Origin of the sequence: Microbacterium oryzae (assembly GCF_030406385.1) — a bacterium.
GTDB lineage: Bacteria > Actinomycetota > Actinomycetes > Actinomycetales > Microbacteriaceae > Microbacterium > Microbacterium oryzae_A.
The window spans coordinates 1-12563 of sequence record NZ_JAUEPM010000004.1; the positions used below are offsets into that span (position 1 = coordinate 1).

General features: G+C 72.6%; 13 protein-coding genes. 5 read left to right on the forward strand and 8 right to left on the reverse strand.

What is annotated here, in order from left to right:
• Window positions 1-861 precede the first annotated feature (861 nt).
• Window positions 862-1245 (forward strand): MmcQ/YjbR family DNA-binding protein, encoded by a 384-nt coding sequence (locus QWJ90_RS07605; RefSeq protein WP_290107093.1) that lies wholly within the window; start codon window positions 862-864, stop codon window positions 1243-1245.
• 50 nt (window positions 1246-1295) lie between these two features.
• Here QWJ90_RS07605 and QWJ90_RS07610 read toward each other — a convergent pair whose 3' ends face one another.
• Complete coding sequence (locus QWJ90_RS07610; RefSeq protein ID WP_290107094.1) at window positions 1296-1937, reverse strand: NAD(P)-dependent oxidoreductase; 642 nt, start codon at window positions 1935-1937, stop codon at window positions 1296-1298.
• 124 nt (window positions 1938-2061) lie between these two features.
• Between QWJ90_RS07610 and QWJ90_RS07615 the strand changes: the two genes are divergently transcribed.
• Window positions 2062-2424 carry a winged helix-turn-helix transcriptional regulator gene (locus tag QWJ90_RS07615; RefSeq protein ID WP_290107095.1) on the forward strand — a complete coding sequence of 121 codons (363 nt, stop codon included), beginning with the start codon at window positions 2062-2064 and terminating at the stop codon, window positions 2422-2424.
• 2 nt (window positions 2425-2426) lie between these two features.
• Here the strand turns inward: QWJ90_RS07615 and QWJ90_RS07620 are convergent, their stop codons facing one another.
• A complete protein-coding gene (locus tag QWJ90_RS07620) occupies window positions 2427-3566 on the reverse strand; it encodes a threonine synthase (protein ID WP_290107096.1) in 1140 nt (379 codons plus the stop codon).
• Between the two features lie 132 nt (window positions 3567-3698).
• Here QWJ90_RS07620 and QWJ90_RS07625 point away from each other — a divergent pair, with 132 nt between their 5' ends.
• The gene (locus QWJ90_RS07625; RefSeq protein ID WP_290107097.1) at window positions 3699-5249 is read left to right on the forward strand and encodes an SDR family oxidoreductase; all 1551 of its coding nucleotides are present in this window, start codon (window positions 3699-3701) and stop codon (window positions 5247-5249) included.
• Here the strand turns inward: QWJ90_RS07625 and QWJ90_RS07630 are convergent.
• Window positions 5239-5730, reverse strand: a complete 492-nt coding sequence (locus QWJ90_RS07630) for a flavin reductase family protein (protein ID WP_290107098.1) — start codon at window positions 5728-5730, stop codon at window positions 5239-5241. The genes QWJ90_RS07625 and QWJ90_RS07630 overlap by 11 nt on opposite strands.
• A gap of 104 nt (window positions 5731-5834) precedes the next feature.
• Window positions 5835-6074, reverse strand: a complete 240-nt coding sequence (locus tag QWJ90_RS07635) for a DUF3072 domain-containing protein (protein WP_290107099.1) — start codon at window positions 6072-6074, stop codon at window positions 5835-5837.
• 166 nt (window positions 6075-6240) lie between these two features.
• Between QWJ90_RS07635 and QWJ90_RS07640 the strand changes: the two genes are divergently transcribed.
• Window positions 6241-6777: a DUF2231 domain-containing protein gene (locus QWJ90_RS07640; RefSeq protein ID WP_290107100.1), complete on the forward strand. Its 537-nt coding sequence runs from the start codon at window positions 6241-6243 to the stop codon at window positions 6775-6777.
• A 13-nt stretch (window positions 6778-6790) separates the two neighbouring features.
• Here the strand turns inward: QWJ90_RS07640 and QWJ90_RS07645 are convergent, their stop codons facing one another.
• Window positions 6791-7363: a TetR/AcrR family transcriptional regulator gene (locus QWJ90_RS07645; protein WP_290107101.1), complete on the reverse strand. Its 573-nt coding sequence runs from the start codon at window positions 7361-7363 to the stop codon at window positions 6791-6793.
• A 78-nt stretch (window positions 7364-7441) separates the two neighbouring features.
• On the opposite strand from QWJ90_RS07645, the gene QWJ90_RS07650 reads away from it, so the two are divergent.
• Window positions 7442-8590 (forward strand): YbfB/YjiJ family MFS transporter, encoded by a 1149-nt coding sequence (locus tag QWJ90_RS07650; protein WP_290107102.1) that lies wholly within the window; start codon window positions 7442-7444, stop codon window positions 8588-8590.
• Between the two features lie 13 nt (window positions 8591-8603).
• Here QWJ90_RS07650 and QWJ90_RS07655 read toward each other — a convergent pair whose 3' ends face one another.
• From QWJ90_RS07655 to QWJ90_RS07665, 3 genes are all read right to left on the reverse strand, one after another.
• Window positions 8604-9797: a glycoside hydrolase family 26 protein gene (locus QWJ90_RS07655; RefSeq protein WP_290107103.1), complete on the reverse strand. Its 1194-nt coding sequence runs from the start codon at window positions 9795-9797 to the stop codon at window positions 8604-8606.
• A gap of 63 nt (window positions 9798-9860) precedes the next feature.
• A complete protein-coding gene (locus QWJ90_RS07660) occupies window positions 9861-10028 on the reverse strand; it encodes a hypothetical protein (protein ID WP_290107104.1) in 168 nt (55 codons plus the stop codon).
• A gap of 108 nt (window positions 10029-10136) precedes the next feature.
• Window positions 10137-12554, reverse strand: coding sequence for a YhgE/Pip domain-containing protein (locus tag QWJ90_RS07665; protein WP_290107105.1), 2418 nt, complete (start codon window positions 12552-12554; stop codon window positions 10137-10139).
• Window positions 12555-12563: the final 9 nt, after the last annotated feature.

Consider the following 12563-nt stretch of genomic DNA (forward strand, 5'->3'; position numbering starts at 1 on the left):
AATTCTCAAACCCAGTCACAAAGACCAGGCCGAGGATAATTTGGCATTTGACAAGTGCACGCTGTTGAGTTCTCAAGGATCAGACGCACCCAGCCCCACGACTCCCGCCGTGGCCCTCCGGGGCAACCATCCACCCCCCGCAACAAGACCAGAAGCCTCGAACCGGGGAGTTATGTTTTGTGTGTGTCGCTGACCTGGGGCGGGGAACCTTCCGGCTCAACCTCGCTGCTTGGCGGCGACAAGAGACAACATTACGCTCAGCCCCCCACCCCCGCAAACCCACCAGGCCCCCGGGCGTGTCGCGCCGGCGGTGTCCGAGCGGCAGCGCGGACACCGGCCCCCGCTTCCGCCTCCTCGCACCTTCGCGCTCGGACAGCGTCCGCCACGCGCGGGCCCGGAGCGACGGCGCAGTTTCAGAGCCTCCGCGCTGCCTGCAACCGACTGCGCAGCCGACGAGCGACGCGGCAGCCTCGGAGCGACCGCGGGCACTCGAGTGCAAGCACCGCGCCATCCCGCGCGCTCACTCCCGACCTGCACGGTTCACGCGCATCCCGCGTGCGGCCGCGCTGTCTCAGAGCGGCCGCGCAGTCTCAGTGCGGCCGCGCAGTCTCGGATCGGCAGCGCGGTCTCCGACCGGCAGCGCGGTGATCGAGGTAATGCGCGACCACGTGAGCAGCACCCCGCCGCGCGAGCGAGCAGCACCCCGCCGCGCGCGAGCAGCACCCCGCCGCGCGAGCGAGCAGCGCCGGGTGCGCGAGCAGCACTGCGGTCCTGAGCGGCGCCGCAGCCACCCGCTTGTGCCTTGCCTCCTCGGAGCCCGCCGCCGTAGCGCCTCGTCCACCGCGGGGCACACTGGAGGGCATGGACGCCTCCGCACTCGCATCGGTCGCACTCGAGGTCGGCGAGCAGTTCCCTTCCGTCGCCCGAGAGCAGCCGTTCGGCCCGGACGTCGAGGTGCTGAAGGTCCGCGGGCGCGTGTTCCTTCTCGTCATGGGCACGGCGGAGCGTCCGCTGGTGACCCTCAAGGCCGACCCGTACGACGCCGAGCAGTTGCGCACCGCCTTTCCCGACATCGCCCCCGGCTATCACATGAACAAGCGCCACTGGATCTCCGTCTCCCCCGGTGGCGATGTGGACGAGCAGATGCTGGGCGAGCTCGTGACGGACTCCTACCGGCTCGTCGTCGCCGGACTCCCCGTGCGTGAGCGTCCGGTCGACCCGGAGAGGTTCGGCCTGCCCGGGTGATACGCGAGATGGCCGCCCACGTGGTGGGCGGCCATCCTCGAGGGCATACGTCAGTACGCGGCGGTGAAGCGCGCGCGCTGGTGACGCGGGTTCTCGATCTCCTCGACGATCGCGAGCGCGAGGTCGGCGCCCGAGATGAACGACTCCCCGTCCTCGTCGACGAGCAGCACGTCCCCGCCGAGACGGTACGACCCGGTCTCCTCGCCGGGGTTGAAGGCGCCGAAGCCCGCGGCCGGGCTGACGAAGAACCAGTCGAGCTCGTCCGAGCGGCCGCGCAGCGCCTCGAGGACCTCGGTCATCTCGAGCGCCTCCGGCTTGAACTCCTCGGGGAAGCCGGCATCCAGAAGGCGTGGACCGTCTTCGGAGACGAACAGCGATCCCGCCCCGCCGATGACGCCGAGCCGGACCCCCGCCGCACGCGCCTCCTCGGCGGCCTCGGCCAGCGCGGGTGCCACGCGCCCGGCCATCTCGCCTCGGGGCGCCACGGCGCTCACCACGACGTCCGCACCGGCGAAGGCCTCCGCACGGGTGTCGGCGTCGAGAAGCGAACCGGTCCGGTACTCCACACCGGCCACCGGCTCGGCGGGCTCAGACCGGCTGTAGGAGACGGCCGAGTGACCTCGCTCTGCGGCGATGCGGACGATGTGCGAGCCGGCGAAGCCGGTGCCGCCGAAGACGACGATGCGTGTCATGGAAGATTCCTCCTGAGGTCGATGCGGCCTCGATCGAGGCCATTACTCACTCTAGGAGAGTCGGTTACTGTGGGAAACCAGGCACTTTCCGGTGCCCTGGTCACCCCGAGGTAAGCGAGGCGGCATGGACGGGAAGCAGGACTGGGACCCCTACGCACGCGACTGCCCGAGTCGGCAGCTGCTCGACCGCATCGGCGACCGCTGGACCGTCCTCGTGCTCGGCACCCTCGAGGATGGCCCGCTTCGCTTCTCTGAGGTCGCGCGCCGAGTGGAGGGCGTGTCTCAGAAGATGCTCACGCAGACCCTGCGCGCGGCCGAGCGGGATGGGCTGGTGACGCGCACCGTCTTCGCCGAGGCCCCTCCCCGCGTGGAGTACGAGCTCTCCGCACTCGGTCGGAGCCTGCGCGAGCCGCTTCGCGCCCTCGAGAACTGGGCGACGACTCACATGCCGGACGTGCTCGATGCGAGATCCCGCGCGGACGTGTGAGCTCAGACCTCGACCCCGCGCATCCGGGGCTGCGCGAGCAGGTCGCGCACCCGCTCGGCGGCCTTGAGGCCGGAGCCGCTCAGCATGACGACGGTCGTCTCGTCCGCTCGGATGGCGCCGCGCGCGACGAGCGCGTCGAAGGCGGCCGCCGCCGTCGCGCTCGTCGGCTCTACGAAGAGTCCGTCCGCGCACAGCCGGCGCAGCGCCGCGACGATCTCCTCCTCTCGGATCGCGACCGCGTCGCCATCCGTCTCGCCGATCGCCTGCAGGATCTGGGCCATCCGCAGGGGCGAGCGGATGGCCGTGCCCTCGGCGATCGTCGGGGCGACCGGCCGCCCTCCCTCGCCACGCAGCTCCGCCTCGACGGGCGAGCAGTTGCGCGGCTGCGCGGCGAAGAGGCGGGGCAGCCGCGCGATCTGACCGGCCGCGCGCAGCTCGCGGAACCCGAGCCAGCAGCCGAGCAGGCTGCTGCCGGCGCCGACCGGGACGATGACGTTGTCGGGCGCGCGGAACCCCAGGTCCTCCCAGAGTTCGTACGCGAGCGTCTTGGTGCCCTCGAGGAACAGTGCCTGCCAGTTGTGGCTCGCATAGAACGCCTCGTCGGCGGCGCGGATGGCCGCCTCCTGCGACGCCTCGCGCGGCCCGTCGACGAGCTCGACATCCGCGCCGTACGCGCGCACCTGCGCGATCTTCGCCGGCGAGGTCGATGAGGGCGCGAAGATCCGCACCCCCATTCCGCCGGCAGCCGCGTACCCGGCGACGGACGAGCCGCCGTTGCCCGAGCTGTCCTCGAGGACGGACGCGACGCCGCGCTCGCGCAGATACGACAGCATGACGCTCGTGCCGCGGTCCTTGAAGCTGCCCGTCGGCTGGAACCAGTCGAGCTTGAACAGGGGGCGATGCCGGCCGCGCTCCCGCTCGATGAGCGGCGTGCATCCCTCGCCGAGCGTGATCGGCCGTGCGATGTCGACCGGCAGCGCGGCGCGGTAGCGCCACAGCGACCGCTCCCGCGTCGCGATGTCGCTGCGCGAGATGCCCGGCTGCGCGGACACCATGAGCGGCCGCCCCGCGTCGGAGCGCCAGCGCGGCTCTGCGAGCGGGAAGGTGCGTCCGTCGACCGGATCCACGTAGGTCGCGACCATGGGCATCCCCTCTCGGATGGCCGCTGGCGCGACCGAGGACGATGCTCTCACGCGACGTGCTCACGGCACCGACCTCGACCATCCGCCGTCAACCCCTCGCTCAGGCCGAGCGCCGCGCCTAGCGTGAACGGCATGACGGATCTCACCGCGCCGACCGGGCGCGAGCCCGACCTGCGCGCTCAGCCCCGAGCCGACGGATCGGCGCCGCGAGCGCTCGTGCTGGGCGCCACCGGCTACATCGGCGGGCGGCTCACGCCACGCCTGCTGGCGGCCGGCTACCGGGTGCGCGTGCTCGCGCGGGACGCGGCGCGGGTCGCGGCGTTCCCGTGGGGGAAGGACTCCGACGTCGTCGAGGGGTCCGCGGACGAGGCGGAAGCCGTCGCCCGCGCCTGCGCGGACGTCGACGTGATCTTCTACCTCATCCACTCGATGGGCGCCGGCCGGGACTTCGAGGCCGCCGATGCCCGTGCCGCGAGCACCGTGGCGAGCGCCGCCGCGACGGCCGGAGCCGGGCGCATCGTCTACCTCGGCGGCCTGCATCCGGACGACGCCGAGCTCTCACCGCACCTGCGCTCGCGCGTGGAGGTGGGGCGCGCCTTCCTCGAGTCGGGGGTGCCGACCCTCGTCCTGCAGGCCGGGGTGGTCATCGGATCGGGCTCGGCGTCGTTCGAGATGATCCGGCACCTCACCGAGGTGCTTCCGTACATGCCGGCGCCCCACTGGGTGCGCAATCGGATCCAGCCGATCGCTGTGCGCGACGTGCTGCACTACCTCCTCGGCGCCGCGCGCGTGGACCCGTCGGTCAACCGCGCCGTCGACATCGGCGGCCCCGACGTGCTCCGCTACGGGCAGATGATGAACGGCTACGCGCTCGAGGCCGGGCTGCGACAGCGGGCGATCGCGGCGCTCCCCGTGCTGACGCCGGGTCTCGCGTCGCACTGGGTGAACCTCGTGACCCCGGTGCCGCGTGCGATCGCGCGGCCGCTCATCGCGTCGCTGCAGAACGAGTGCGTGATGAAGAGCCACGACGTCGACGCGCTGATCCCACCGCCCGACGACGGCCTCACGCCGTACCGCAGCGCGGTCGCCCTCGCGCTGGGTCGACTCGAGAACGACCTCGTCGAGACGAGCTGGAAGGACGCGGAGGTGAGCGGCGCGCCGAGCGACCCGCTTCCCAGCGACCCCGACTGGGCCGGACGCACCGTCTACACCGACGAGCGCGCCGTCCAGACGGATGCGAGCCCCGAGGACCTCTGGTCGATCATCATCGGCATCGGCGGCGACAACGGCTGGTACTCGTCACCGCTCCTCTGGGCGGCCCGCGGGTGGATGGATCGGCTCGTCGGCGGCGTCGGTCTCCGGCGCGGGCGCCGCAGCCGGAGCGAGGCGCACGTCGGCGACGCCATCGATTTCTGGCGGGTCGAGCAGGTCGAGGAGGGCCGGCTGCTGCGGCTGCGGGCGGAGATGAAGGTGCCCGGCGACGCGTGGCTCGAGCTGCGCGCCGAGCCGGATGGCCGGGGTGCGCGGTACGAGCAGCGTGCGGTCTTCTTCCCGCGCGGACTAGCCGGGCGCCTCTACTGGTTGAGCGTGCTGCCGTTCCACGGCGCCATCTTCGCGGGGATGGCCGCGCGCATCGCGCAGGCGGCCGAGGCGCTGAACCGGAGGGAGCGCGTCAGGAGCTGAGCGGCGCCAGAGTGCGGAACGCGCGGTCCACGTACACGACCGTGTCGCCATCCTCACCCTGGATGACGTCGAGCACCTCCGCGAGGACCAGCGACGAGTCGCCGACGGGCGTGATGTTGAGCGGACGGCAGCGCAGCGCGTACCGGGCGCTCGGCAGGTGGGGCTCGCCGGTCTCGAGGGTCGCCCACCCCTGCTCGGGGGTGAAACGGGGCGCCCCGGAGATGGCGAAGGCCTGCGCGGTCTCGACGTCGCGCGCGGTGATGAGGTGCACGAGGAACGTCTCCGCGCGCAGGATCCCGCCCGCACTCCCCCGGGCGCGCGTCACCGAGAAGGCGAGCGCAAGCGGGTCGACGCCGACCGAGGCGACGCTCGACGCGGTGAGGCCGACCGGCCCCTCGGGGGTGCTCGCCGTGATGAGCGCCACGCCGGCGGGGTGCAGGCGGAACGCGGTCTTGAAGGCATCGACGGAGGAGCTGTGCATGCCTTCGACGCTAGATGCTTTTGCGAGCTCCTCGTCGCATCGACGGCGGCTGTCGAAGAGGACGCACAGGAATCGTGCGCCCTCTTCGCCCCCGGATCCGGGTGTCAGTCGTTGGAACGGCCGGTCTTCTCCTGCAGCCGGTCGATCTGCTCGGATGCCTCCGCCTTCGTCATGTCGGCGGAGATCTCCTCGCCCGCCTCGCGAGCGAGGGTGTCGATGTAGCTGCGCTGCGGCGCGGTCATGGGCTCGTCGCCCGTGACCCACGTCGACGGATCCTTCTCGGCCGAGCTGTCCGCGTCTCCGGTCGCGCCGAGGGTTTCGCCAGTGGGGTTCGTGTCAGACATGTCGGCGATGCTACGCGGCGGCGCAGACGAGCCCACGGGGGTTGACACGTCCCCGCCGAGGTCACCCACCTAGCGGGGTTCCCTCCGCTCGTCCAGCCGCTTCCTGTGGTCGGGCGCTCGCGCCATCCTGATCTCCACGCACCGCCCCGCGGAACAGGAGAACACCATGGCCACACTGCCCCCGCCGAGCGAATCGGCGATGAAGACCGCCAAGCACCCCCGCACCGCCCTCGCCGGCCCCTACGGCCACCCCTTCCACGCCATGATGGTGACGATTCCGATCGGCGCGTGGACCGCCGCGATCGTCTTCGACATCATCGCGCTCGCCCGCGACGACGAGGCCTTCGCCACCGGCGCCTTCTGGCTCATCGTCATCGGCATCGCCGGCGCCGCCGTCGCCGCGGTGCTCGGACTGATGGACTTCACGGTGATCGCCAAGGGGACGCGCGCCCACAAGGTCGCGCTCACGCACATGGTGCTCAACACGCTCGCCCTGCTGCTCTTCGTCGGCAGCGTGCTGCTGCGCCTGCGCGAGCCGGACGAGCCGAGCGTCTGGGGCTTCGTCGTGGCGGTCGTCGCGTTCCTCGTCGTCGGCGCCTCCGGATTCCTCGGCGGCGAGATCGCGTACCGCTTCGGCGTGCGGGTGGCCGACGAGTCCACGCAGCGGACCTACTTCGAGCCGGTCCAGCGCGACGAGCCCTGACCCGACGGGATCTTCAGGAGCGAGGCGCCGCCGACCTCAGCAGGTCGGCGGCGATCGCGCGAGCGCGCCGGAGGCGACTCGAGTCGCCGTCCACGCCCTGGTGCGCGATCGCGCCCTCCAGCAGGAGGAAGAGGTGCTCGGCGAGGACGGTCGGCTCGACGATGCCGTCCTCACCGAGCAGCTCCTCGATCCGCGCGCGCACGCGGCGCTTGTGGTCGCGGATGATCACGAAGCCCGCGTCCGCCGGGGAGAGCTCGGCAGCCGCGTTGAGGAACGCGCAGCCCCGCCCCGACGGCTCGGCATCCTCGACGTACGCGTCGAAGACGGTCAGGACGCGCGATGCGCCGGCCGCCTCCAGGCGCTTCTCCCAGCGCGCCCACCACTCCTCGTCGCGCCGACGGAGGTAGGCCGCGACGAGCGCGTCCTTGGACCCGAACCGGTCGTACAGGGTGCGCTTCGTGACGCCCGACTCCGCCGCCACGGCGTCGACCCCGACCGCGTGGACGCCGCGCTCGTAGAACAGCGTCGTGGCGGCGTCGAGGATGCGGCGAGCGCCCGGTGTCATCGCCGGCTGCGTCTTCGTCATCGTGCCACCTCCCTTGACTTCACCGATCAGTGTACTAGCGTGGCACTTCACAGGTCGGTGAAGCAGGAGGAGGTGCGCATGACGGACACCTCCGCGCTCTCGCACCGCGGCACCATCCGGATGGCCGCGGCCGGGCTGGCGCTGATCGCCGTCTGCTACGGCCTGGCGCGGTTCGCCTACGGGCTCTTCGTCCCGAGCTTCCGCGCCGCGTTCGACCTCGACGCGGGCACGGTGGGCCTCATCGCCTCGGGCAGCTATGTCGCCTACTGCGCGGGAGTGACGCTCGCGACCGTCGCGACCCCGCGCCTCGGATCCCGCCTCACGGCGGTGAGCGCGGGCGTCGCCGCCACCCTGGGCACGGCTCTCATCGCCCTCGCACCCGACGCGTCGCTGCTCGCCGTGGGCGTCCTCATAGCGGGCTCCAGCACCGGCATCGCCTCCCCGCCGCTCGCGCATGCCGTCGCCCACCGCGTCGCCTCGCCCGCCCGCGATCGCGTGCAGAGCATCGTCAACGCCGGCACCGGACTCGGCGTCGTCGTCTCCGGTCCGGTCGCGCTCGTCGTCGCCGACCAGTGGCGGATGGCGTGGCTCGCATTCTCCGCGGCCGCCGCGGCGGTCACGGCGTGGGTCGCCTTCGTCATCCCCGCCGCGCGCGACTCGTCCGCCCGCGTCTCCCGTTCGCCCTCGCCACTCCCACCCGGTGCCCCTCGCCTCGGGGCGGCCGCCGCTCTGATGGGCGTCGGCAGCGCCGCGATGTGGACGTTCGGCCAGGACCTCGTGAGCGCCCATGCCGGGCGCGGCGCCGCCACCATCGCCTGGATCGTCCTCGGCGCTTGCGGCCTGCTCGGCGCTGCCGCCGGCGACCTCGTCGACCGGTGGGGGATGGACGTGGCGTGGTCCGCCCTCATGGTCGTGATGGCGGCCAGCACGGCAGCGCTCGCCCTCGCGCCAGAGGCCGCGGGCATCGCCCTCGTGGCCTCCGGCGTCTTCGGCGCGGTCTACATCGCCGCGACCGGGGTGCTCCTCGTCTGGAGCACGCAGGTGTTCCGGGAGGCTCCCGCCCGCGGGGTCGGCCTGGCGTTCCTCCTCCTCGCGGTCGGACAGGCGGCCGCCGCGCCGGGGTGGGGCGCGCTCGCGGACCTCACCGGGCTCCGCACCGCCTTCTGGGGAGCGGCCGTCCTGTCCGCCCTCGCCGTGCCGCTGCGGCCGCGAGCCCGGCGACCGTGAGGACGATCGAGCGTCACTCGTCGCAATCGACGTCGCCCGCGAAGCGCAGCCACTCGGGGAGGTCCGCGGCGAACTCGGCGGCGGTCGTCTCGTCGCCGAGGACGGACCAGGCGACGGTGTCGTCGACCTCGGGCTCGTGCTTCGTCCATTCGAACCAGTTGACCATCCGCAGCATCGGGAAGACCTCGCGCGTCTCGGGCGCGAAGATCTGGCGCCACCACGCCTGCTTGATCTCGGCTTCGCTCTCGGGGTCGCCCCGCTCGACGACGAGCGCGGCGGTCTCGGGGATGGCCAGCGGCTTGCCGCGCTGCTCCCCGTACTCGGTGTAGAAGTCGGGCACCCCGCTCTCGTCGCCGCCGAGACCGTCGTAGGTCCCGGTCAGCTGAGCGGCGAACTTCCCCTCCTCCGGGAGCTCGTTCTCGCCCCACGGGTACGCGGATCCCCAGTGATAGAGCGACATGCCGACCCAGTCGACGTACTCGTCGCCCGGGTAGTACGGGGCGTAGGGGTCGTCGGCGTCGGTCACGGCGCCGTCGCCGTCGGTGTCGAGCGCCTCCGCCGCGGAAGAGCCCGCCTCGGCGGTGTACGCGCCGCCCGTGAAGGGATAGCCGCCGCCGTAATTCGGCGCCCACATCATCGCCGCTCCCGGCACCTCGTCGTGGACGGCGGACGCCACCCGTCGGAAGGTGTCGACGTATTGGTCGGGCTGCTGACCCCAGGCATACCAGGAGCCGTTCATCTCGTGTGCGAAACGCAGCACGACCGGCACGCCGAGCTCGGTGATCTCCTGCAGCAGGGTCACGAGATCCGCGACCGCCGCATCGTCGACCGCCGCCAGGCCATCCTGCGGCTCGATCGTCAGCAGATGCGCGGACCCGGCGACGGCTGCCTGCTGTGCCGCCTCCAGCACCCACTGACGCTCGTGGCCGTCCCACGGGAGCGGGACGAAGGAGACGACGTCCGCCGGCTCCCGGCCGAGGAGGTCGGCGTACTCCCTCACCGACTGGCTGCCCCAGTCGAGGTTGACGCCGAAGGCCACGCCCTCGGGGTCGGCGAGCGCGTCCACGGCGCAGGTCGCACGCTCACGCAGCTCGGCGGTCGTCGGCGAGTCGGGGCTGACGGTGGGCGGGGCGGCGCTGGAGCAGGAGGCGAGCGACGCGGCGAGGGCGGCGACCACCCCGGAGACGAGAGCACGACGAAAGAGCATCCCCTCCAGTGTGCCGGTATCTCGCGCGGAGGGGGTCGGATTGACAGCGAAGCGCCGGAGCCCTCATGCCCTCGGGGCGAGGTGGATCGACCGGACGGATGCCGTCGACTCCGCCCCCAGGAAGACGAACGACCCTGCGACGAGCTGCAGCGCCGTGCAGGCCGGATCGCCGATGCGCGGAGACGGCGCGTCGGCGGGGGAAGGGGGCGAGTGGACGAGGTGAGCGGGCACGGGATTCCTTTCGGCGCGGTCGATGTCTCAACCCTCCCGTGCCCGCTCCGCGCGGTCATCGTCCTGCGGAACGAACTCCGGTCATCCGCTCGGAGGAGATCGCCGGCCCTACGCCGGCACGACCTCCGGTCCCACCGGCGCGGCCGGGGCGGGCTGCGCGGTCGGCCGCCCCGTCGCGCGCCGACGGCGCAGCACCGATGCGAGGAGGGTGAGGAGCAGCGCGCCGACCAGCCAGCAGGCGAGGACCAGCACGGACTGCGCGACACCGATCGCGCCGCCGGCGATGAGGGAGCGGAACGCCTCCACGCTGTAGGTCAGCGGAAGCACGCCGTGGATCGTCTGGAAGAACGCGGGCGCGGTCTCGATCGGATACGTGCCGCCCGCGGACGAGAGCTGCAGCACGATCATGAGGAGCGCGAGGAAACGACCCGGCGCATCCAGCAGGGCGATGAGCGCCTGGTTGATCGCGATGAAGGTCACGCTCGTGAGCACGGCGATGCCGATGAGCCCTGGCAGGTTCGTCGCCTCGATCCCCACCGCGAAGCGGAGCACGAGGGCCGCCAGCACCCCCTGCGCGACCCCCATGAGCGCGCCCGGCAGGAAGCTGCGGAGGGCGACCTCCCACGAGGGCCGGCGCAGCACGATGAGGCGCTCCCGCAGCGGCGAGCTCATGAGATAGAAGGCGAGGGCTCCCACCCACAGCGCGAGCGCCATGAAGTACGGGGCGAGGCCGTAGCCGTAGCCGGGCACCTCGTTGATGCGGTCGGCGTCGAGCGTCACCGGCGTCGCCGCGATCCCGCTGAGCGAGCTCGCCTCCTCGTCCGTGTAGGTCGGCACCTCATCCACGCCGTCCTCCAGGCCGTCGCTCAGCGCCTGGGCGCCGCCGACCAGCGAGCCGAGCCCATCGGCGAGCGTCTGCGCGCCGCTCGTCGCCTCGCTCGATCCCGCCGCGGCAGAAGCCGCACCCGCAGCGAGGGTGCTCGCCCCGTCCGCCAGCGCGCCGTTGCCCGACGCCAGCTCCTGGGCGCCGCTCGCGGCATCGGAGATGCCCGTCGTGAGCGGACCCATTCCGCTGACCAGCGCGCTCGTGCCATCCGCGACCTGGCCCGCGCCGTCGTCGAGGGCGGCGGCGCCGTCTGCGGCCTGCTGCGCGCCGGCGACGAGGGAGTCCGCGCCGTCGTGGAGCGTCGCCGCGCCGTCGGCGAGCGAGCGGGTGCCCGGGGCGAGGTCCGCCGCGCCTCCGGCGACCGAAGCGGCGCCGGCGTCGAGCGCGGTCAGCCCGGACGCCTCGTCGCCCACGAGCGCGTGCGCACCGGCCGCGAGACCGGACGCGCCGTCGTCGACGGCGTGCGCTCCCGAGGCGAGCTGCTCGGAAGCGGCTTCGAGCTGCGTGAGCGCGGCCATCCGCTGCTCATCGGTCATCGCGCCGTAGCCCGCGACGAGGTTCTGCAGGCCGGCGGACACCGCGTCGGCGCCCTCGCCGAGGGCGGGGGTGCTCTCGGCGAGCTGGCCCGCACCCGAGGCGAGCTGCTGCGCTCCGGCGAGCGCGCCATCCACCCCGTCACGCAGCGAGGCGGTGCCGGTCGCGAGGCTATCCGCCCCGGTGGCGGCGTCCGCGGCACCCGCCGCGAGCGCGCCCGCACCGTCGTCGAGGGAGGTGGCGCCGGCGACGAGATCGCCGAGCCCGGCGTGCAGAGTCTGAGCGCCCGTCGCGACCGCCTGCGCGCCGCCGTCGAGCTGCGTCACTCGGTCGGGAAGGGCCGCGGCGGCCGACTGCAGCTGACCGAGGCCGGCCGAGAGCGACTGCGCACCGGTCGAGGCGTCGGCCGCGCCGGCGGCGAGGTCGCTCGCGCCGTCGGCGAGCTGCGTGGTGCCGTCCTGCAGCGACGTGAGTCCGACCACGAGCTCGGACGAGCCCGATGCGGCGTCGGTCGCGCCGTCCGTGAGCTCGCCGGCCCCCTCCGCGGCGTCCTGCAGACTCGCGTGGACGTCGGTGAATCCGAGGTAGACGTTCTCGAGGTAGGTCTCGCTGACCTCCTCCTTCAGGCTCTCCGTCACGGCGGTGCCGATGTTGGCGGCGATGGTGCCGACGATGAGGTTGGCGCCGTCGTTGGTCTCGACGGTGAGCGTGCCCGCGACGGCGGCGTCGGGATCGTCGCCGCCGATCGATGCGACGTTCTCGGAGAAGTCGGCGGGCACGGTGAGCACGGCGTAGACGTCGCCGGACTCGAGATCGGCGGCAGCCTGCTCCGCGCTCTCGGCCGACCACCGGAAGTTCGACTCCGAGTCTGTGGATGTCAGCTCATCGGCCAGCGAGTCGCCGAGATCGAGATCCGACCCATCGGCCGACGTGGCGCCCTGGTCTTCGTTGACGATCGCGGCCGGCACGCTGTCGAGGTGATGCGTCGGGTCCTCGTTCGCCGATGTCAGCAGCCCCGCGTAGATCAGCGGGATGAGCGCGATCGCCGAGAAGACGACGGCGCTGCGCGGGTTCAGCTTGCCCTTGAGGCCACGGGTCACGCTCACAGCAGGGTC

Excerpts from the sequence above, each read along its gene's own strand:
- QWJ90_RS07615 (WP_290107095.1), top strand. The coding sequence starts at position 2,062 with ATGGACGGGAAGCAGGACTGGGACCCCTACGCACGCGACTGCCCGAGT.
- QWJ90_RS07655 (WP_290107103.1), bottom strand. The coding sequence starts at position 9,797 with ATGCTCTTTCGTCGTGCTCTCGTCTCCGGGGTGGTCGCCGCCCTCGCC.
- QWJ90_RS07630 (WP_290107098.1), bottom strand. The coding sequence starts at position 5,730 with ATGCACAGCTCCTCCGTCGATGCCTTCAAGACCGCGTTCCGCCTGCAC.
- QWJ90_RS07620 (WP_290107096.1), bottom strand. The coding sequence starts at position 3,566 with ATGGTCGCGACCTACGTGGATCCGGTCGACGGACGCACCTTCCCGCTC.
- QWJ90_RS07625 (WP_290107097.1), top strand. The coding sequence starts at position 3,699 with ATGACGGATCTCACCGCGCCGACCGGGCGCGAGCCCGACCTGCGCGCT.
- QWJ90_RS07635 (WP_290107099.1), bottom strand. The coding sequence starts at position 6,074 with ATGTCTGACACGAACCCCACTGGCGAAACCCTCGGCGCGACCGGAGAC.
- QWJ90_RS07605 (WP_290107093.1), top strand. The coding sequence starts at position 862 with ATGGACGCCTCCGCACTCGCATCGGTCGCACTCGAGGTCGGCGAGCAG.
- QWJ90_RS07610 (WP_290107094.1), bottom strand. The coding sequence starts at position 1,937 with ATGACACGCATCGTCGTCTTCGGCGGCACCGGCTTCGCCGGCTCGCAC.
- QWJ90_RS07650 (WP_290107102.1), top strand. The coding sequence starts at position 7,442 with ATGACGGACACCTCCGCGCTCTCGCACCGCGGCACCATCCGGATGGCC.
- QWJ90_RS07640 (WP_290107100.1), top strand. The coding sequence starts at position 6,241 with ATGGCCACACTGCCCCCGCCGAGCGAATCGGCGATGAAGACCGCCAAG.
- QWJ90_RS07645 (WP_290107101.1), bottom strand. The coding sequence starts at position 7,363 with ATGACGAAGACGCAGCCGGCGATGACACCGGGCGCTCGCCGCATCCTC.